This is a genomic window from Paenibacillus sp. FSL E2-0201 (genome assembly GCF_037963325.1).
Lineage (GTDB): Bacteria > Bacillota > Bacilli > Paenibacillales > Paenibacillaceae > Paenibacillus_AQ.
Genome location: NZ_CP150154.1, coordinates 4,392,752 through 4,412,793, shown reverse-complemented (window position 1 = coordinate 4,412,793; position 20,042 = coordinate 4,392,752). Strand labels below are relative to the sequence as shown.

The following is a 20,042-nucleotide window of genomic DNA, read 5'->3' as shown; positions in this document are numbered from 1 at the left end:
TTATTCTGGCAGATCAAGCAGCGATTGTGTATGATCAGAATCCAGAGTGCTTACAATTTTACCGATCGGAGAACAGCAGCTTATGTTCAATCTCGCACCTCTATATTTCCCGATAACTGCAAATCCAGCCCAAACCAGTGAATATCTACCCAACCAAGCTTTGCAGCCGTATATTCGCTGTTTCTGGGGCTCTGTTGCACCACGTATTCGTACGGATGTATCAGTTCCCTTAATGGACAAGATATCTTGTTATGAACCTCGAAATGAAACGATTATTCCGGATACATGCATGGACATTATTTGGGATTTAGATGAATCAACAGGGATAACAACATCCGTTTTTTCTGGCATCAATGATGCTCCATTTGAGGTGCCTTCAGACAGGGGGGAAGGGTTGATTTCACGATTCGGTATCCGATTTCATTTCTGGGCTGTTCATTTTTTTGCGGATGACCATCTGCGGGATGTCTTGAATGCATTTGTGGATGTAGACCATTACTTTAGTACGTTTAAAAGTGAGCTTGGACTATTGCTGGAACAAGCAAACTCTATGGATGAAAGAATAGCGGTAGCTGAGGCTTATCTGTTTCAGCGTCTTGACCGTGGAGGCCGGACTAACGATCGGATGATGAATGCCGTTTATACCCTAATTAAACAAAAGGGTGTCGTAACCGCTGAGGATTTGGAAGCCAGCTCTAATCTAAGCAGACGTCAACTCGAAAGACTGTTTCAAGAATACATAGGTGTATCACCTAAAAAAACAGCTGATCTTGTGCGATTTCAGAATGTATGGCGGGAAATGTATCATCAGCCTGTGCAGACGAAGAATATGCAGGATCTTATTTTTTCGTATGGATTCAGCCATCAGCCGCATTTCATAAATAGTTTCAAGAAATATGCAGGAAGAACACCACTTGAAGCTTTAGTCTATGCTGGCAGATAAAATGTCGCAATTTTGCAATACAAAGGCTGTTAGCCTTGTTAAACTAAATTCAAGTTAAAATTGACACTATGATGCTGAGAATGAAAGGGGACAAATTATGATTTCGTCTTTTGAAGGTACTAACATTTACACCAAGGACACAGCAGCGCTGGCTGCATTTTACTCGGAGGTGCTGGGTATTCCTATCCCGTTCGAAGGTTATGGCAATTTTGATGGCGCAAAGATTGGCTTTGACAAGAAGCAGCCTGGAATTATCATTTGGGATGCGACAAAATGGGACAAGCTCACGACAGGCTTTGTTAATTTAGTGTTCGGCTGCGATAATCTCGATGAGACGTATGAGCAATTAAAAGCTAAGGGACTGGATTGTCAGCCGCCGGTTACGATGGAGTATGGCGGGAAGGAAATGAACTTCCGCGATCCTGAGGGGAACCACATTACCTTACTCGAAGGAGCATACTAATTCAGTATTGAGCAAAAATAAGGATCGAACGCAAGCTTAACCGTGTGAATAACCGGGAGTTTGCGTTTTTTTATTTTTATCATTTGACAATGATAATCATTATCAAATAGAATGAGGGGGAAGCACACATCATTTAAATTTTATGTTTAGTAATGGGAGGAACAGATAGATGACTAAAGTGCTAGTGGCGTATGCCAGTTTAACTGGGAACACTGAGGAAATGGCTGAATTGATTGTAGAGGGAATACGCCAAGCAGGCGGTGAAGCCGTTTTGAAATCGGTCACTGAATGTAATGCGATTGAGATAAATTCATATGAAGGCGTTCTGTTAGGAGCATACACTTGGGGAGATGGAGAGCTGCCGGATGAAGCTCTTGATTTCTATGAGGAGATGGATGAGCTTGATTTGACCGCTATGAAATCAGCAGTTTTCGGTAGTGGAGATACAGGTTACGCCATTTATTGTGGAGCGGTGGACTTATTTGTGGAGAAGTTAAAGGAACGCGGGGCTTTTATATTACAGGATAGCCTAAAGATTGAATATGGACCGAACGCTGCTGAAAAAGAAGCTTGCCGCCAATTCGGTCGTCAATTTATCGAAGCTTGTACGGTGGTTTCATAGGATGGGCGGGCCAGCGGGAAGTTGGATGAAGAAATCAGTGAGTTTACATACGCCATCGTATAAACGGTTGCATGATTATCGAGTGGAGCACATTATGCTTGGTGGAGCCGAGAATTTATCAAGCGGTGCTCCAGCGACCGGGCTCCCACGCTGGCGCCAGCAGGTTCAATATGCTGTAGGGCATACACTTAACGACTTCTACAGTTTGTTGCCTGAAGTTCGAAGGGAAACACCGATACAATTTCTGTTAGAGCGTCGATGGCCTCCTAGAGGGGACGCATTTCCTTCATTACTTCAATATTGGGATATCAAGACGAGTATAGCTGATGAACTTATGCGTATCGTTTCGACCAATCATCTAGAGGAAATTCCGGTAATGCTATACGAGCAGTGGTATGTGCCCGTGCCGGAGTTGAATCTGGAGCTATCTATGATTACTCAATTGGCTTGGAATTCTTCTCAGCATGGTCGAAGTCTGAACATTCAGAAATTTATGGTGAATGGCAATGAGGATACCGTTGCGGGCTTTTTGCATATGACTAATGTCTTTTGTTATGCGGCCTACGGAGAGCCTGCAGAGACCGTGGAAATTTACTCTTTACTAGAGGGGCGTAAATACACTTACAAGGGAAATGCAGTCCCGTATAAGGAGTCTTTGGATTACGTGCGATTGTTATCTGTATTTCTGGAGCAGGAAGTGCTCGCTGACGGCTCGTTAAGCTGCAGTAACCGTAGAAGTGATAGAGGCGAAGCTAATGTTGGAGGCTTTGGACTCATGTGATAATAAGAAAGCCTCCTGCTCTACAGGCGAGAACGCCATTAGACAGGAGGCTTTAATTCTATGGATTAGCCGATATAGCGGTAATAATCCTGTTTATTCTGAATGACAAAGCCACAGCTTTCATATAGCTTAAGCGCATTAGGATTATCTAGAGCGACCTCCAGATTAATGCCATTATAGTTTTTACGTTCTCGTTCGATCGTTTGAAGAAGTGCGCTTCGACCAATACCAAGTCCTCGTAGCTTCTTGTTGACGGTAAACCCATAAATCCAAGTTTCATTATCTTCGGTCCACAGTCGCATTTTACCAACAGGTTGTCCGTCCATTTCGATCATAATATGCTCTTGCAGATCTTCTTGCTTCTGCAGGTCATAAAGTTCGGCAGCATCTGCTGTCTTCATGTCAAAGCCTCCACAATCCAGCTCTACGAGGATAGGTGCTTCGTCTGCACGAGCAGGTCGTAAGATCACAGTTCCTGTCGCTGAGCTTGCTTCAGAAGAAGCAACCGAATCTCCGCTCCATTTCATTTGATATTCCGCGTGGTTGAACTGAAGAGGTAGTGTTTGCAGGAACGCAGCTCCGGAAGCTGAGGAGGCGGGAGCATTTAGAAGCAGGCTATCAACATTGCCTCGTTTGATAATCGTCTGTGCCCGGTTCCACAGGGAGGTGAAGATTCCACGTCGACGGTAACCTGGTCGAACCATACCGCAAACTTCCATTTCACTTCCGAATCCATACAAACCTAGGAATCCGACCAGTAGTTCATCATCATAGGTCACAAGCCATTCTGTATCACCAACATTTGATGGGCCGCGAAGCATATCCCAATTCAACTTTAGTGAAATTCCGTCATATTGCTCACAGCGTTCTTGTAACTCCTCTATATTTCTCAAAGTATCAGTAGTAGTCAAACCCGTTTCCTCCTAAAGTGTATTTGAACTAAGTGAATAAGTTCGAATAGGTTGATAAAGCTTTACGGAAACGGGAAGAGAGATCAGTCTCGTCCGCCTGTGTTCCCGCTCAGCACGTCCTTATACTCCGGATGCTTCTCGAATTGATGAGCTGCATAGGAGCACACAGGAACAATTTTTAAATTTTCATTTCGGGCTTTATCTACAACAGCCCGTACAAGTTCTTCACCGGTACCTTGCCCGCGCAGTTCTTCAGAGACACGGGTGTGGTCAATGACCAATTCCCCAGCCTCTTTATCCAAACTGTATGTGATCTCGGCAAGGTCCTTACCGTCATTCGCAACAAAAAAACGATCTGTCCCATTTTGAATTTGCATCTTATGGCTTCACTCCTAAAATGTTATTTCCTATATTTTACTACTGCGATTTGCAAAAAGCGAGGCACTAAGCAGATTGATTGCTCACCCTGGACGTTTGATGGCGTTCCATAGATGGATTTATCGAGGAAGTTAGGATTATTGGTGTGAATGATGCGCTCATGTTACTAAAGGCAGTTGCTTTGTAATGTTTGTTCTGCAAGTAGTCTGGCTTTGCGGTATGGGGATAGGAGGCAGACGTGATCGAGTGACTTTTGGCGAGCCGAGAAGGCGGAAGGGGTTGAATTTCTGGACAACCTAGTGTGCTGGATACGCAAGCCGGCCCAGACATTCCCAGCACTCTGAGGTAGGAATATCCAGGACAGCCGGACTCATGGGAATCCTTGAGACCTCAGCGTGCCCAAAATTCCTGTTATCATAATCATCCACTGGAGCTTTCGGACTTAGATGACGTTATTTGCAAATTTTTAGCCGTTTGAGTAAAGTTTCAGACTCCATTTCAGCTATTCCTTAGGAAAAAGCACAAATTAGGCGATTTCTATGCCAATAGCGCCTATGGAGTCCGATAGAACCCCAAATTGGGGGGAATACTGCTTATAAGGTCCACTGTGCCCGATAGCAACTTCGTGAGGGTATGTGTTCACCGATGGAGCCGAACTGTAATGTCCTGCTGCATATTAGTAGCAATTCCCTTTTAGACTCTCGCAATCTCAAAATCAAAGTGAGATGCAAATAAATTCTTCATTCAAACAGTAGTCAAGCAGCAGTCAATGAATTTTTATACACTCCCGTTTATAAAGTAGCTTGCGTATTCTCAGGATAATACAATAAGATTAAGAGAATATCTCACTACTGAAAAGAACCGCTAGCAGGAGGAATCATTGTGGAATACAAAGTTGAGGTTGAATTTGGATCGATTTACGAGTTATTGAATAGCTTACATACTTATCTCTGCAAAAAATCCTATAAGAAGATTGACCTAGGGGTAGCGTGGGTTACTGAAATTGAAAGCACCTTAAGTGAGGAACTATTATCCCGTCTGAAGGAAACTGAACTAAACAATGAATGGAAAATGTTGAATCTGCTCATTTACTGTTGTCCATTCAAGGATGATGTAGACAGTGTGCTGAACTGGATTGAAGGGTTAACAGTTGGCGAGTTATATGAGACCTTATCAAAATATGTAAAGGTATTTCCAAGCCATATGGAGGATTACCGTAATCGCGTAGTATTTTTACTCTCCGAATGGAACCGCCAGTACTTTAGTCAATGCAATTCTGCGATTCTAAGCAAATTACAGCAGCATACGGATTTGAAGAACAAGGAGCTTAATGAACTGGATACTGCTGATTTTGTGAACAAAACGACCAACGGATTCTATTTCATGCCTACTGATGGGCTTAAGAAGCTTGTATTAATTCCACAGTATCATTTTCAGCCTGCTAATATCATCTATTGCTACGGTGAATTAACAATCTGTCATTATGCGGCCTGGATTTCGATGGAGAACGAGGAAATTTCACCTTTTATGTATAGAGCCATTCGTAGTCTGGGTGAAAAAAGCCGCCTGAAAATTCTCCATGCTCTTAGCGGTGGTCGCAAAACATTCACCGAAATTGTTAAGCATGCGGGAATCTCGAAGGGGATTGTGCATGATCATATTTTTAATCTTCGTTGTGCAGGTTTGCTTCATGCCTATATTGAAGGGGAGAATGTCACCGGGTACAGTCTGCGTCTGGAAGGCATTCATCGGATGAATGAGCAGCTATTTGATTATTTAAAATAATCATTTCACAAAAAAATATAACGATCTAAAAGTCAGAATTCTCTTATGCAGAGAGGGTTTTGGCTTTTTTTAGTTGTCTTAATTTTCATTTGATTCTGTTTATAGAGAATTTTTTTAAAGTTCTCTCTTTACAGAACTCGAAAACCTTTCTATAATGAACATCAGAAGTTATTCATACTTAACAGGTAGGAATTATAGTTATTATTCTATTAGAGAGAAAAGGGAGATAGGTACATGAGAAAAAATGCGATTGTAATCACTTCATTACTGCTTACGGGTTCACTGTTACTTTCTGCTTGCGTTAACAACAGTAATAACGAATCCTCGTCTGGTAACAACGCGGCTGCAGGGTCCAATTCAACCAATGTGGAAGCAACAACTCCGGCAGAGACTGTTCCTGCGGGTGCGCTAAGCGAGCCTTTTACCGCAACCGATTTGTCCAAACTTCCAGCAGTTGCACAGAAACGTACAGACACCATTATCGTAGGGTTAACGGACCCAAGCGGAGCTTTTACTCCGTATTTTCAGCAAAGTGGTTATGATGGCAATGTATCTTCACTGCTATACGCTTCTCTCGTAACTGTAGACGATAAAGGCGTTCCAACACCGGAGCTTGCAGAGAGCTGGGATGTTTCGGATGATCAGCTTACATACACGTTCCACTTGAGAAAAGATCTGAAATTCAGCGACGGTTCACCATTGACAGCGGATGACGTAGCGTTTACTTGGACGATACAATACGACAAATCTTATGACGGTAGCTCACAGCTCCCATCACTAAATGTTGAAGGCGGCAAAGCCTATAAAGATGGTTCTTCTACAGCAATAGAAGGGATTAAAGTGATTGATCCACAGACGATCTCAGTGACGCTTGAGCAACCAAACGCAACAGCGCTGGTACAGCTCGGCTCGAATGTTCTGTCGAAAGCTTACTATGGCAAGGACTATAAATTTGGAGATCTCGAATACATCAAGAAGCTGCATGAGAAGCCACTTGGAGATGGACCTTACAAGCTGGAGAAATTTATTCCGGGGCAAGAAGTACGTTTTGTGGCGAATGAGAATTATTTCAAAGGTAAACCCAAAACCGAACATTTCATTTATAAAACTACGGAAGGCGATGTATGGCAGTTCGTAGAAACAGGTGAGGTAGACTACGCTTCTTTTAGTGCGACAGACGAGAATATCGAGAAGCTGAAAGCGCTCGGTTTTGTGAATATTATTCCTTACACTCCAAGTACCTATGGTTATTTGCAAGTCAATCTGAAGCATGAACAGCTCAAGGATAAGCTTGTACGTCAAGCCATTGTGTACGGTCTGGATCGTCAGAGTATTTATGTAGATGCAGCGCAAGGTGCAGGCTCAATTGCCAACATCCCGGCATCCCCTATCTCTTGGTCTTACACGGAGGAAGGCATTAATCCTTACAAATATGATCCGGAAAAAGCAAAACAATTGCTGGATGAAGCAGGCTGGACAGTAGGCGCGGGTGGTATCCGTGAAAAAGATGGCAAACCGCTTACCATTCACTACCTCGGCTCTAAGAGCAAAAATACAGATATTTTCATTGCTGTAGCTAAAGAGAATTTTGAAGCACTGGGTATCGATTTCCAGCCTGAGGTTTTTGCAGACTTTAATTCTTTGGTATCTAAGGTAGAAGGCGGGGACTACGATCTCGTATCCTTCTCCACTAGTATGTTGACTGATCCGGCTGACGGGTTCATGCAATTCTTCGATGGAGAAATCACGGATTATGACAATCCGAAATTCCTGGAGCTATACAATAAAGCCTTAGCTACTACTGATATTGAAGCACGCAAAGCGGTATACAAAGAGCTGTATCAGCTCTTCAATGATGAACTGCCTATTATTTTCACAAGTTACAAAAAGACTGTATACGCCTATAACGGACGTATTGAGAATCTATCGGTCAGCCCGTTCATCGGTCTTGCTGGCAGTCTGCCAACTTGGAGCCTGAAATAAATAAAACAGTGTCCCCTGCTCTGATGAGCAGGGGACAAATCATAAGGAGTCTGTCATGAGCGCTTATTTATCGAAAAGACTGTTGTACATGGTCATTATCTTATTTGCGGCATCATTATTGATCTTCTGCCTGTATGCATCAACCCCCGGCGATTTCATAACTGGAAATATCAAATTGACTGCAGAACGTAAAGCTGAGCTGCGTGAGATCTACGGCTTGAACAAGCCGATGCTTGAACGGTATGGAATCTGGATGAAGAATGCGCTGCATGGCGATTTCGGTTATTCCTTAGCCCAACAGAAGCCTGTGCTGCAGCTTTTTAATGATTATATTTGGAATTCCTTTCTACTGGCTGCCGTTTCCACGTTTCTGACGTGGGTGATTGCAGTTATTATTGGTGTGATTTCAGCTTATAAGCAATATTCATGGTTCGATACTCTCGTGATGATCGCTATATTCGCAGCAATGTCACTGCCGTCATTTTTTATAGGCTTATTCCTGATCAAAATTCTGGCCGTCGATCTGAAGTGGCTGCCTCCGGGTGGAATAATCACTACGGGCAGTAATGCTACGGGTCTGGCGTATTTTAAGGAGATTGTAACGCATATGACCCTTCCGGTTGTTGTTATGACCCTCCTTGGATTAGGATCACTTACCCGTTATTTTCGAAGCAATATGATCGATGTCTTAAAGCAGGATTATATTCGTACCGCCCGTGCCAAAGGCTTAAAAGAACGCAAGGTGCTATTTACACACGCCTTACGTAATGCCTTGCTTCCCGCAATTACACTGGTTGGTTTCGAGCTTCCAGCACTATTTGGCGGATCACTTATTATTGAAAAAATATTCAATTGGCCTGGGATTGGCCAGCTGTATATGCAGTCCTTCGGACTTAGGGATTATCCTTTGCTGATGGGCTTTACGATGTTTATTGCCATACTTACCGTCATAGGAACGTTGCTTTCGGATGTTTTGTACCGGATTGCCGATCCTAGAGTTCGGCTATAGAGAGGAGGAAGCTGACGTGGCAGTTCAAAGTAATTTAGCGGGTATCTCGAAACCCCAGACCACCAAAGGAAAATCCTCTTTATTCCGGCAATCCCTTCGGAGGTTGCTGAAGAACAAGCTGGCGGTATCCGGGTTTGTGGTAGTGATCTTTATGTTTGCGCTTTGTTTTATTGGCCCGCTGTTCTCACCCTATACGGATAACAAAATTAATATGGCATTGATGAACAAGGCACCTGATATGAAGCATTGGCTTGGCACTGACGCGCTGGGCAGAGATATTTTAACCCGGGTGATGCAGGCAGGACGCATTTCACTAACAGTAGGACTGGCATCAATGGTTCTTTCGGTGTTTATCGGGGCTCTTTTGGGAGCCATAGCTGGGTATTACCGCGGAATCGCCGATCAAATCATAATGCGGATTGCGGATCTTTTATTGACGGTTCCGAGTTTGCCGCTGCTCTTTATTTTTGGAGCATTATTATCAGAGTGGAAGATTCCAACGGACTACCGGATGTATATCGTTATGCTTATGCTCAGCATTGTGAGCTGGCCAGGTATGGCGCGTATGGTACGGGGGCAAATGCTTAGTCTGCGAGAACGTGAGTTTATGCAAGCAGCTGTAGTATTAGGCCTTCGGGATCGGCGTAAATTATTTAACCATTTGCTGCCGAATATTATCCCGCTGCTGATCGTTATGGCAACGCTCAACATTGGTGGCGCTATTCTGAGTGAATCGGTTCTTAGCTTTTTTGGGCTAGGTGTTATGCCGCCAACGCCTACCTGGGGCAATATGATTGATGCAGCGAATAATATGATCGACTTCAAGGATCGGCCGTGGCTGTGGATTCCGCCTGGGCTATCCATCTTCGCGACAGTAATCGCGATCAATATTTTTGGTGACGGACTCCGAGACGTACTTGATCCTAAACAGAAGAGGTAGGTGACCCTCACATGAGTGATTTAATGAATATAGACGGTCTAAGTACATACTTCTTCACGGAAGAAGGAAAAGTGAAAGCCGTTGATGATGTAAGTTTCCGTGTCCGTGAAGGAGAGACGGTCTGTATCGTCGGAGAGTCGGGCTGTGGTAAAAGCGTGACTGCGATGTCCATTATGGGTCTTGTCGAGGAACCAGGGGGCAAGGTTGCCCATGGCAAAATTGATTTTCAGGGTGAAGATTTGTTGCAAATGGACAAAAACACACTGCGAGCCATCCGTGGCAATGAGATCGCGATGATTTTTCAGGAACCTATGTCCTCTCTTAATCCTGTAATCAAGATCGGTGAACAAATTATGGAGCCGTTGATTGTGCATTTGAAGATGAATAAGAAGCAGGCGCGTGTCCGGGCGATTGAACTAATAAAACAGGTAGGCATATCACGACCTGAGCAAATTGCTGATAGTTATCCACATGAATTAAGCGGAGGGATGCTGCAGCGGATTATGATCGCTATTGCTATCGCCTGCAGTCCAAAATTATTGATTGCAGATGAACCGACAACGGCGCTGGATGTAACGATTCAAGCACAAATTCTGGATATGCTTCGTGAAATTAAAGACAACTCCGGTATGTCTATTCTATTAATCACCCATGATCTGGGTGTAGTCGCAGAGATGGCCGATTACGTGATTGTTATGTACTCCGGAAAAATTGTGGAGGAGGGGGAGGTTGTTGAATTGTTCAACAATCCTAAACACCCGTATACAAAAGGGCTGCTGAAATCGAAGCCCGTGATCAATCAGCGGCAGGATGAGCTGTATTCCATACCAGGCCAAGTGCCAAATCCGCTTGAACTGGTACCTTCTTGTTATTTTCATGACCGCTGTGAGCATTGCATGTCTATATGTGTCAGCCAGCAGCCCCTGCTTAAAGAAGTGGCCAGCAGACAAAAGGTAGCTTGCTGGTTGTATGAGGAGGCGGTTGTTCATGCCTGAGGCACTGCTTGAGGTCAATCATCTGAAGAAATACTTCCCTGTCACTAAGGGATTGCTTAACCGAACGGTTGGGCATGTAAAGGCTGTTGATGATATTAGCATCACGCTTCAGCCAGGGGAGACGTTTGGGCTTGTAGGGGAATCCGGGAGCGGAAAGAGTACGGTCGGACGGACGATATTACGGCTAACGGATAAAACGGCAGGCGAGATCAAATTCAAAGGGATAGACATTCATTCTTTGTCTCCCGCTGAATTGCGAAATATCAGACCCCAAATGCAGCTAATCTTTCAAGACCCGTATAGCTCACTTAACCCTCGGGTCCGCATAGGGGATGCTATCGGAGAAGCTTTACTGGATCATGGCTTATGCTCAAAATCAGAGGTTCGTGATCGTGTACTTGAGGCGCTTGAGGCATGTGGTTTATCCTCTTATCATATTGATCGCTTTCCGCATGAATTCTCAGGAGGACAGCGACAACGGATCGGAATCGCGCGTGCGCTTGTGCTGAATCCTGAGCTAATCATTGCAGACGAGCCAGTCTCGGCCTTGGATGTGTCCATCCAAGCACAGATTATTAATTTATTCAGTAAGCTGCAGCAGAGCCGTGGGCTCACCTATTTGTTTATCTCCCATGATTTGAGTGTGGTTGAGCATTTATGTTCAAGAATCGGTGTTATGTATCTGGGATCTATGATGGAGACGGCTTCTAGAGATGAATTATTTAAGAACCCGCTCCACCCGTATACCAAGGCATTGCTATCAGCTGTTCCAATACCTATTCCCAAGCTGAAAAGGGAAAGAATTGTCCTTAAGGGGGATATTCCAAGTCCGGTGAACCCTCCTTCTGGCTGTAAATTCCATACCCGGTGTCCCTATGCTCAAGAGGTTTGCAGATCTGAAATCCCGGAATTCCGGGATGCTGGCAATAACCACTTTGTAGCTTGTCATTTGGTCTGATAGCTGTCAAAGATATAATGACGATTCGCTCCTAAGTCTTGAATAATTAAAGTTGAATTGTATAATAATACAATTTGACCTTATTTTTGCCTGTGCTCAAAAATTTATTAAGGGTTTCGAAGCCAGGTTAATGGGGTAATAGAGAGTGGTTAGGTTAGACGTACATATCTAATCGGTCTAGTATAAAATCCCTACTTAGGAGGAATCATCGTGAATACAACAGTACGTTTGACAGAAAGATCCGGCTCGACTTCTTCACAGCGCAGAAAAGGCTTTGTACCGGTAGTCGTGTACGGTGCAGGTTCAGATAGCCAGTCCTTTACAGCGGATGCTAAGACAATTACCGGGATTTTGGCTAATAACCCTCGGGCAGTATTAACCTTGGAATTACCAGACTCGGGTAAAAAGAACGTTGTCATCCAAGAAATTCAGCGCCAGCCAGTATCCAAACAACTGCTGCATATTGATTTTCAACAAATTGATATGAAAGCTAAATTGGATACAAAAGTGGCATTCCACTTTACAGGTGATCCAGTAGGTGTGAAGAGTGGCGGCGTGCAGCAAATTGAATTGCATGAGCTGGATATTCGCACACTTCCAGATAAATTAACGGCATCCTTTGAGGTGGATATCAGTGGACTTGATATTGGTGACCAATTGCTGGTATCTGATCTGCCTAAGCATGAAGGCTGGGAAGTGTTGACACCTGAGGACACTTTGATTGTCCGGATCGCACCTCCAGCAGCTCAAGAGCCAACCGATGAAGATGCTGCTGAACCAGCTGCAGTCGAAGCTTCTGAAGCTTCTAATGAAGATAAAGCAGAATAGAATAGTGATTAAATCATAAAGAGCAGATAGAATCCTACCCAAGGAGCTGTCTGCTCTTTTTGTTTTGTCTTCGTGAACACGAATTAATAAAATAAGTGCGGTCTTTCGTATAGTTTCTTAAATGGGATTTATGGTTGTTTCGCCTCATTTAGTTAAAATTTTACAGAAAATCGTTGACGAATAGGCCCCAAAGGCTGAAAATGAGGACAATTACCATGGTAAAGATTTCAAAAGTTCCTGTTGTCGCTGTTTGAAAACGCTTTAGTATTATGCTTCAAAGAACTCTCATTGCCCAGTTCATTATGAATATGAGGAGGAAAGTTATGAAGATGAGGAAGCTGTTTTCGATCTTAATGACAAGTCTGCTGGTTATTGGAGTAGCTCTACCTATGGGTGGAAAAGTGAGTGCAGATCCTGCAAGTGACGCTTCAAATCGTGCTTTAATCTGGTTGAAGGTCCAGCAGGATGCAACAGCGGGGTATGCTTTTGAGGGATTGGTAGATAGCTTTGAAGATTTCTGGGGACCAAACAACCCCAAACAGATTGTATACACGTATGATCAAGCGGTTGCAGCTATCGCCTTTATTATAAAGGGTGAACGGACGCGGGCAGAGCAGGTCTTGAACAAAATGCGGGACATTCAAGATCCTTCAGGCTTCTGGCTGAATTCTTATTGGTATAACAACGGCTACGGAGAAGAAATTCGTAAACATGTGGGGCCGGTTGTATGGATGGCAATGGCTGCTATGGCTTATGAGAAGGAATATAATGACACGCGGTATCGTCCAATGGCGCTCAAAGCGCTCGATTGGAGCTTGCAGTATAAAAAAGCAAATGGCAGTATCGCAGGAGGCTGGAGTGCTTGGAGTAACTCCGATGAGCCATGGAGCTCTACCGAGCACAATATCGATATTTACCGGGTGCTGCAGTATTATGCTTCGGTGGATTCCTCCAAGGCAGCCACTTATAATAGTGCAGCTTCTGGAGTTAAATCCTTCTTGGATAATTATGTGTGGGATGACAGTGTCAAACGCTTCAAGGGAGGTTGGAAAAACGATACGAATCTAATTGATCCTAAAATTCCTTTAGACGTGAATCCATGGGGAGTACTGGCCTTAGGAGTATCCGGCACCCATAACTACGGTGCAAGTTTAACTTATGTGGAAATTGCTTCCGGCACTCCAGGTACACTTGCGAATCCGCGTTACAAGCAGACGCTAACTTACAATGATGCTGGGAATACACTCACCGGCTATGATTTTGACTGGACGGACGAAGTTTTGCCAGCTTATGACGATAACGGGAATCAAATCGGTAATACGGGTGCTGATGTATGGTTTGAAGGAAGCGCATTTATGTCGCTCGCCTACTTTATGCAAGGCAATGTATCCAAAGCAGATGCCATTAACACTGAAATTATTAAAAAGCAAGGCACAAGCGGCGCTTCGCTTGGGGGAATCCCCTACTCGCTGAAAGGGACCAGCAACAGCTATTGGGTTATGGCACAGCAAAACTGCGTGTCCAGCACGGGTTGGTTAATTCTATCACTACACCGGTTTAATCCATTCACAGGTCAATACTTGACGGGTGGAGGTAATACTGGAGATACAACAGCACCCACTGCACCCACTAATCTGACAGTAACCAGCAAGACGGATACAGCAGTTAACCTGAGCTGGTCTGCTTCAACTGATAATGTTGGTGTTACGGGATATCTCGTTTATCGCGGAACACAGCAAGTAGCCTCTGTGGCAGATACTACGGCTACTGTTACTGGACTAACTCCAAACACAGCCTATACGTTTACAGTAAAAGCTACGGATGCAGCGGGTAATCTATCATCCGCCAGTAATGCCGCAACGGATACTACTAATCCATCTGGAGGCAGCGGAGGCGGTGATCATGTGACGGCTGACTTTACAGCAGGGGTAACGAGACTTTCTTCAACAGAAGCGAGCATTTATATTACACCTGTAACCAGTGCTCTTTATGTAGATGTGCATTATAAGGTTAACGGGGGGCCACAGCTTAATTACCGGATGATCAATAGCTCAGGTACATGGAAACAGACGGTGAGTGGGTTAAGTGCTGGCAGCAGCATTGAGTATTGGTTCACTTATGAGAAATCCGGGCCACAATATGATTCAGCTCATTATACTTTTGTTCAGTAGTGAGATTATGAAAGACTTGAACAATAAAATTCGTAGATAGAGCAAGTAAAATAAAGAAGGCTTTCCAAGATGCCATAGTATTGGCTAGGGAGGGCTTTCTTTTTCTTTTCTTTGTTTTAAATGAAGAGTGAAGCAACAGCCTAGCTTAAATCAAAGAATACAGTGCGGGTAAAAGAGTGGAAATCCTTCTCTAGACGGAGGTTTACTTTTTGCCTGTGTCGTAAAATCTTGGAGGGACTTTAATGCAATGATTTGTTGCGGTAGAGAAGTTAAGGGGGAGTGTTTTGTTTACAACGTAACAGTGTTATGTTACGATGCTTTCAAGGAGTGATCGCATATGGAAGATGATTTGATTTCGAAGAAGCAACTGCTGGATTTAACCGGTATTTCATATGGGCAATTGTACCGCTGGAAAAGGAAGCAGTTAATTCCCGAGGAATGGTTTATCCGTAAATCTACCTTCACTGGGCAAGAGACTTTTTTTCCTAAAGAGATGATCTTGTCGCGGATTCACAACATTGTGAATATGAAAGATGGGCTGTCCTTGGATGAAATGGCTGATAAGCTATCGGATAAGGCATCCTTTGAAAAGGTGAGTATAACTGCTAAGGAAATTGTAGAACGTAACATTGTTTCGACAACGACGCTGAGGAAATTTGGAGACAATCTCGGCGATGAAAGCAAATATACTTTTGAGGGACTCGTTCATTTATTCGCTGTAGACCGCCTGCTTAGTGCTGGGGAGATGAGTATGGAGGAGGCAGAGCTTCTGTTTCGCACTTTAGAGGAAAAAGTTTCAAGGGTCGACAGTGGAAGCTGGGAGTTGTTTTTTGTCCGTAAAATGGGGGTTTCATCCTTCATAATCGCTCAAGCACCTGCGGAGTTATGGTTTGATGAAGGGGTTAGATTGGTCAGTAAAATGACATATGCAGATTTGATCGAACAATTGAAAGGTAAGCTTGCCTACAAGCTTGTTGAATAGGAGGAAGAGTAATGGACAAACATCAGCTGCCTGATTTGATAATAAACGGGGTTAGTGGTGGGGCCGGAGGTACTTACAACAACGTAAACATGGATGGTGTAGGTAAAGTAGTGGGGCCGATTGTGGCACGAATGTTTAAAGGAAATGGGCATATGAATTTGAATGATGATCTCACAGCAGCAGAAGCAGAGTGCAACGGGGTCATTAAAGTGATAGGCAATTTGCAATTTGGTACCCTAAAGGTGGATGGGGTTCTTACGGTAGGTAAGAGTTTTCGAGGTGAAAGCTGCACCCTTAACGGAATGATGACAATTAAGGGGGATTGTGATCTTGAGGATTTCGTAGGTGAAGGAAGCTTTAATGTTGGTGGTTTACTCAGTGCCGGTCAAGTGGACTTCAAACTGCAGAGTCAGGCGAAGGCTAATGAAATTGGTGTGGAGAGCCTAGTGATACGGCAAGTAAATAGTGGGTTTTGGAGTAAGATGTTCAGTGGAATCATCCCTAAACTTCGACCGGAGCTATGTGCTCGAACGATCGAGGGAGATTTTATAGATATAGAATATACAACTGCGGATATCATCAGAGGGAATATTGTCATTATTGGCCCAGGCTGTACACTCGAACGGGTAGAGTATCGCGAACAAATTACGGTGCATCCTGAAGCGAAAGTTGGAAAGGTGGAGAAGGTCGGTGAATGATAATCTGAAAATAATTGGAACGACGTCTTCAGCCGGGGGTTCTTTCAAAGATGTTAAGATCACTGGAGAATGCAAATTCGCCGGAGATGTGAATTGCGAGAAGATGAGTCTGACTGGAAATGCCAATATTGCTGGAAATCTGCATATGAAGCAAATGAAAATCACTGGTGAAATTGCGCTAGAGGGTGGTCTTGAAGGAGATTCCTTGCGTGGACAGGGGGAAATAAAAGCAGCCTCTGTAAAAATCGATAAGCTTCATCTCTACGGAAATCTGGATGTGAAGGGTGATTGTGAAGGGGAAAAATTGCAAATTTCCGGTGCCTTAAGCGTAGCTGGATTACTTAGTGCTGAGCATTTGGAGATTAAATTGTTTGGTCCAAGTAGTGCGAAGGAGGTTGGGGGCAGTATCTTAACCATTAAGAAGAGTAAAACTGGGAGACTGCTTCATATGATGAAGCCAACTTCGAAAATACTGTTTGAAGCAGGGCTAATCGAGGGCGATGCTATTGATCTGGTCAATACAAAGGCTAGTATGGTAAGGGGAGAACGTGTAATCATTGGCCCGGACTGTGAAATAGAAACGGTGGAGTTCCGTGATACACTAGAAGTTCATAAGCACGCAACAGTGAAGCATCAAGTGAAGATTTAAAGATAAATTTATAGTTATTTTTTGAGAAAAAGAGGAGTGGAACATATGAGTGCTGCCAAATCGCCCAATCTGGGCATTGTTATCGCAGGTCTCCTATTAGGAATTCTGATGGCTTCCATGGACAGCACTATTGTTGCTACAGCGATGGGGAATATTGTTGGAGAGCTTGGCGGAATGGACAAATTTGTCTGGGTCACATCAGCCTATCTCGTAGCCGAGATGGCGGGTATGCCCATTTTCGGCAAGCTCTCTGATATGTATGGACGCAAGAAGTTTTTTATTTTTGGAATTATCGTATTTATGGTAGGTTCGGCTCTCTGTGGAACGGCTGATACAATTACTCAGTTAGCTGCGTACCGGGCTATTCAGGGAATTGGCGGGGGCGCGCTGGTGCCGATTGCCTTTGCAATCATGTTTGATGCTGTACCTCTGGAGACCCGGGGGAAGCTGGGCGGGGCCTTCGGTGCAGTATTTGGATTGTCGAGTATATTTGGTCCATTGCTGGGTGCATATATTACCGATCATATTGCTTGGCAGTGGGTATTTTATATTAACTTGCCCCTTGGCCTGTTGGCTTTTGCGATGGTTGTATTCTTTTATAAAGAATCCCATGAGCATTCTAAACAGCCTATTGACTGGTTGGGAGCAGGTACGCTGCTAGGTTCAGTTATTTGCTTAATGTTTGCGCTGGAACTAGGCGGGAAAGAGTATGCTTGGAATTCGTCCATGATTCTTGGTTTATTTGCAGCCTTTGTGATCCTTGCAGCGCTGTTTCTTTTTGTGGAGACTAGAGCGAAAGAACCGATCATTTCCTTTGCTTTGTTCAAAAAAAGATTATACGCAGTGAGCATTATCTGTGCTCTGTTTAGCGGTGCAGCTTTTATTGTGGCTTCCGTATATATTCCGATCTTTATTCAAGGGGTATTAGGTGGATCAGCTACAAATTCGGGACTGGTGCTGCTGCCAATGATGGTTGGCTCCGTGGTTACAGCTACGATTGGCGGATTTCTGATGTCAAAAACCAGTTACCGCAGCCTGCTCATTCCTACATTCGCACTTCTGGTGATCGGTACTGGTCTTGTAGCGACACTTACGCCGGAGGCTTCGCGATTGCTGGTTACATTGTATATGATCTTAATTGGACTAGGGATTGGTGCTTCATTCTCAGTGCTAAGTACGGCATCCATTCATGGATTAACCGCACAGCAACGTGGTTCGGCCAGCGCAACGCTGAATTTCATTCGTTCATTGGGTATGACCATAGGCATTACCACCTTTGGAATCATTCAAAGTCATTATTTCTCCGGCAGTCTTACCAAGCTACTCTCGGCTAGTGGAGGAGGAGCGGCTCCTGCGGGAGCTATGGATTTTAAAGACCCGCATGCCTTGCTTTCACCGGAGACTAGGGCGCTAATTCCACCTGAGATTCTGGGTAAGATTACTGCAGGGTTATCGTCTTCCATAGTAAATACTTTTGCTTGGGCGGTGATTCCCGCAGCGTTAGCATTATTGGCTTCGTTTTATATGGGACGTCAGAAGATGGATGCCTCTGCGGAGGGGGATGTCCGGGCGTCTGGGCATTAGGCTATCGTGATGCAGTACGGACTTCAGTATGCGTACAGTGGGTATTTGGTGTTAACAAACTAGGGTTTTTAAAGTAATGCAGCAGCAACCTATCGGGGGGCTGCTTTTTTTTGTTGACACGGAGAGCGAACATGGTGGAAATGCTGAATGAGCGGGAGTCTGAGGCAAGGGAAGGTGCTGATGAAATCACGATATGGCTCTTATTGGTATGAATTGGCTCGTATTATGTCCCACAGGGCAGGTAGAAAATGGTCGATTGTGCTGCGAATTTGGTTCACTAGCATCTGACGGTTCTCCAGAGAGGACGTTCTGTGCTCTATCTCGCCAGAAGCTCAGGTTCTGATATTCTGAAAGCGTAATCAAAATCTGGATATAGGAGATTCCGATATGGGGGTACCTGCTGGCGAACTGCTTCCCAGCGTAGATCCGGTTCATCGATCCCGCTGGAAGATGAAGAACAAACATAAATTGTTCTTCATGGCTTTTCCATTTCTTGTTGTCACCTTTATTTTCTATTATCTGCCGATCAGCGGATGGATTTATGCCTTTTATGATTTCATTCCCGGAATACCTTTGTCAGATACGCCGTATGTCGGGCTGAAATGGTTTAAGACGATTGTATCCAATCCGACACAAACCGCAGAGGTTCTACGCGTGCTGAAGAACACACTTGCCATGAGTTCACTTGGATTAATTACGTCCATATTTCCAGTGTTCTTTGCCATTATGTTGACCGAGATTAAGTCAGGCTGGTATCGCAAGATGGTGCAGACGCTAACCACGATCCCGAACTTTATCAGCTGGATTCTGGTATATGCATTGGCATTCTCGTTGTTCTCAGTAGATAACGGTGTCATCACTCACATTCTGGTGCAGCTTGGAATAGTGGATGAAGGCTATAATTTACTAGCTTCCAGCTCAAATATCTGGGTCACGATGATCCTTTGGTACTGGTGGAAATCGTTAGGCTGGGGAGCCATTCTTTATCTTGCTGCAATTGCTGGCATTGATCAGGAATTGTATGAAGCTGTTGAGGTGGATGGTGCAAGTCGGTTCCGCAAAATCTGGCATATTACCATTCCAGGTCTGATCCCAACCTTTTTTGTACTGCTGCTGTTATCCATAGGTAACCTAGTCAATAACGGTATGGAGCAATATTTTGCCTTTCAAAATGCTATGAATAAAGATTCCATTGAGGTGCTGGATCTTTATGTATACAATATCGCGTTTGCTAACAACTTTCCTTTTGCCACAGCCGTCAGCATGTTGAAATCGGTTGTCAGTGTAATTCTACTGTTCGCAGCCAACACATTATCTAAGATGGTGCGTGACGAATCTATCATTTAAGTCAGGGGTGATCCC

Annotated in this window: 19 protein-coding genes; 17 read left to right on the top strand and 2 right to left on the bottom strand. The window is 44.2% G+C overall.

From position 1 onward, the window contains the following. The first annotated feature begins 46 nt into the window (after positions 1-46). The 4 genes from NSU15_RS20100 (at position 47) to NSU15_RS20085 (ending at position 2,809) form a co-directional block, all read left to right on the top strand. Positions 47-943, top strand: coding sequence for a helix-turn-helix domain-containing protein (locus NSU15_RS20100; protein ID WP_156114834.1), 897 nt, complete (start codon positions 47-49; stop codon positions 941-943). 97 nt (positions 944-1,040) lie between these two features. Continuing rightward, positions 1,041-1,406, top strand: coding sequence for a VOC family protein (locus NSU15_RS20095; protein WP_042129420.1), 366 nt, complete (start codon positions 1,041-1,043; stop codon positions 1,404-1,406). A gap of 169 nt (positions 1,407-1,575) precedes the next feature. Further along, a complete protein-coding gene (locus tag NSU15_RS20090; RefSeq protein ID WP_042129418.1) occupies positions 1,576-2,028 on the top strand; it encodes a flavodoxin in 453 nt (150 codons plus the stop codon). Between the two features lie 25 nt (positions 2,029-2,053). Then, complete coding sequence (locus NSU15_RS20085) at positions 2,054-2,809, top strand: hypothetical protein (RefSeq protein ID WP_139328543.1); 756 nt, start codon at positions 2,054-2,056, stop codon at positions 2,807-2,809. Between the two features lie 65 nt (positions 2,810-2,874). Here the strand turns inward: NSU15_RS20085 and NSU15_RS20080 are convergent, their stop codons facing one another. Together NSU15_RS20080 and NSU15_RS20075 are read right to left on the bottom strand one after the other, a co-directional pair. Further along, complete coding sequence (locus NSU15_RS20080) at positions 2,875-3,720, bottom strand: GNAT family N-acetyltransferase (RefSeq protein ID WP_042129416.1); 846 nt, start codon at positions 3,718-3,720, stop codon at positions 2,875-2,877. A gap of 83 nt (positions 3,721-3,803) precedes the next feature. Continuing rightward, complete coding sequence (locus tag NSU15_RS20075; RefSeq protein WP_339287380.1) at positions 3,804-4,097, bottom strand: GNAT family N-acetyltransferase; 294 nt, start codon at positions 4,095-4,097, stop codon at positions 3,804-3,806. 883 nt (positions 4,098-4,980) lie between these two features. On the opposite strand from NSU15_RS20075, the gene NSU15_RS20070 reads away from it, so the two are divergent. The 13 genes from NSU15_RS20070 (at position 4,981) to NSU15_RS20010 (ending at position 20,027) form a co-directional block, all read left to right on the top strand. Further along, positions 4,981-5,883 carry a winged helix-turn-helix domain-containing protein gene (locus tag NSU15_RS20070; protein ID WP_339287379.1) on the top strand — a complete coding sequence of 301 codons (903 nt, stop codon included), beginning with the start codon at positions 4,981-4,983 and terminating at the stop codon, positions 5,881-5,883. A 234-nt stretch (positions 5,884-6,117) separates the two neighbouring features. Continuing rightward, positions 6,118-7,866, top strand: a complete 1,749-nt coding sequence (locus NSU15_RS20065; protein WP_339287378.1) for an ABC transporter substrate-binding protein — start codon at positions 6,118-6,120, stop codon at positions 7,864-7,866. A gap of 55 nt (positions 7,867-7,921) precedes the next feature. Next, positions 7,922-8,875, top strand: coding sequence for an ABC transporter permease (locus tag NSU15_RS20060; RefSeq protein WP_339242616.1), 954 nt, complete (start codon positions 7,922-7,924; stop codon positions 8,873-8,875). Positions 8,876-8,891: 16 nt separating this feature from the next. Continuing rightward, complete coding sequence (opp4C, locus tag NSU15_RS20055) at positions 8,892-9,815, top strand: oligopeptide ABC transporter permease (RefSeq protein WP_339287377.1); 924 nt, start codon at positions 8,892-8,894, stop codon at positions 9,813-9,815. An 11-nt stretch (positions 9,816-9,826) separates the two neighbouring features. Further along, a complete protein-coding gene (locus tag NSU15_RS20050) occupies positions 9,827-10,810 on the top strand; it encodes an ABC transporter ATP-binding protein (RefSeq protein ID WP_339287376.1) in 984 nt (327 codons plus the stop codon). Beyond that, positions 10,803-11,768 carry an ABC transporter ATP-binding protein gene (locus NSU15_RS20045; protein WP_042190014.1) on the top strand — a complete coding sequence of 322 codons (966 nt, stop codon included), beginning with the start codon at positions 10,803-10,805 and terminating at the stop codon, positions 11,766-11,768. Before NSU15_RS20050 ends, NSU15_RS20045 begins: the two co-directional genes overlap by 8 nt. A 210-nt stretch (positions 11,769-11,978) precedes the next feature. Continuing rightward, on the top strand, positions 11,979-12,596 hold the full coding sequence (locus NSU15_RS20040) for a 50S ribosomal protein L25 (protein WP_339287375.1): 618 nt from the start codon (positions 11,979-11,981) through the stop codon (positions 12,594-12,596). A gap of 323 nt (positions 12,597-12,919) precedes the next feature. After that, a complete protein-coding gene (locus NSU15_RS20035) occupies positions 12,920-14,767 on the top strand; it encodes a fibronectin type III domain-containing protein (protein ID WP_339287374.1) in 1,848 nt (615 codons plus the stop codon). A gap of 337 nt (positions 14,768-15,104) precedes the next feature. Further along, positions 15,105-15,749 carry a YhbD family protein gene (locus tag NSU15_RS20030; protein WP_339287373.1) on the top strand — a complete coding sequence of 215 codons (645 nt, stop codon included), beginning with the start codon at positions 15,105-15,107 and terminating at the stop codon, positions 15,747-15,749. An 11-nt stretch (positions 15,750-15,760) separates the two neighbouring features. After that, on the top strand, positions 15,761-16,447 hold the full coding sequence (locus NSU15_RS20025) for a hypothetical protein (protein ID WP_339287372.1): 687 nt from the start codon (positions 15,761-15,763) through the stop codon (positions 16,445-16,447). Then, positions 16,440-17,096, top strand: a complete 657-nt coding sequence (locus tag NSU15_RS20020) for a hypothetical protein (RefSeq protein ID WP_339287371.1) — start codon at positions 16,440-16,442, stop codon at positions 17,094-17,096. The genes NSU15_RS20025 and NSU15_RS20020 overlap by 8 nt, the downstream gene beginning before the upstream one ends. Before the next feature lie 45 nt (positions 17,097-17,141). Beyond that, the gene (locus tag NSU15_RS20015) at positions 17,142-18,680 is read left to right on the top strand and encodes an MDR family MFS transporter (RefSeq protein ID WP_339287370.1); all 1,539 of its coding nucleotides are present in this window, start codon (positions 17,142-17,144) and stop codon (positions 18,678-18,680) included. Positions 18,681-19,067: 387 nt separating this feature from the next. Beyond that, complete coding sequence (locus tag NSU15_RS20010; RefSeq protein ID WP_076119731.1) at positions 19,068-20,027, top strand: ABC transporter permease subunit; 960 nt, start codon at positions 19,068-19,070, stop codon at positions 20,025-20,027. Positions 20,028-20,042: the final 15 nt, after the last annotated feature.

What these genes read in the sequence shown, in the direction of transcription:
- NSU15_RS20095 (WP_042129420.1), top strand. Translation starts at nt 1,041, where the DNA reads ATGATTTCGTCTTTTGAAGGTACTAACATTTACACCAAGGACACAGCA.
- NSU15_RS20090 (WP_042129418.1), top strand. Translation starts at nt 1,576, where the DNA reads ATGACTAAAGTGCTAGTGGCGTATGCCAGTTTAACTGGGAACACTGAG.
- NSU15_RS20085 (WP_139328543.1), top strand. Translation starts at nt 2,054, where the DNA reads ATGAAGAAATCAGTGAGTTTACATACGCCATCGTATAAACGGTTGCAT.
- NSU15_RS20075 (WP_339287380.1), bottom strand. Translation starts at nt 4,097, where the DNA reads ATGCAAATTCAAAATGGGACAGATCGTTTTTTTGTTGCGAATGACGGT.
- NSU15_RS20065 (WP_339287378.1), top strand. Translation starts at nt 6,118, where the DNA reads ATGAGAAAAAATGCGATTGTAATCACTTCATTACTGCTTACGGGTTCA.
- NSU15_RS20060 (WP_339242616.1), top strand. Translation starts at nt 7,922, where the DNA reads ATGAGCGCTTATTTATCGAAAAGACTGTTGTACATGGTCATTATCTTA.
- NSU15_RS20050 (WP_339287376.1), top strand. Translation starts at nt 9,827, where the DNA reads ATGAGTGATTTAATGAATATAGACGGTCTAAGTACATACTTCTTCACG.
- NSU15_RS20045 (WP_042190014.1), top strand. Translation starts at nt 10,803, where the DNA reads ATGCCTGAGGCACTGCTTGAGGTCAATCATCTGAAGAAATACTTCCCT.
- NSU15_RS20035 (WP_339287374.1), top strand. Translation starts at nt 12,920, where the DNA reads ATGAAGATGAGGAAGCTGTTTTCGATCTTAATGACAAGTCTGCTGGTT.
- NSU15_RS20030 (WP_339287373.1), top strand. Translation starts at nt 15,105, where the DNA reads ATGGAAGATGATTTGATTTCGAAGAAGCAACTGCTGGATTTAACCGGT.
- NSU15_RS20025 (WP_339287372.1), top strand. Translation starts at nt 15,761, where the DNA reads ATGGACAAACATCAGCTGCCTGATTTGATAATAAACGGGGTTAGTGGT.
- NSU15_RS20015 (WP_339287370.1), top strand. Translation starts at nt 17,142, where the DNA reads ATGAGTGCTGCCAAATCGCCCAATCTGGGCATTGTTATCGCAGGTCTC.
- NSU15_RS20010 (WP_076119731.1), top strand. Translation starts at nt 19,068, where the DNA reads ATGGGGGTACCTGCTGGCGAACTGCTTCCCAGCGTAGATCCGGTTCAT.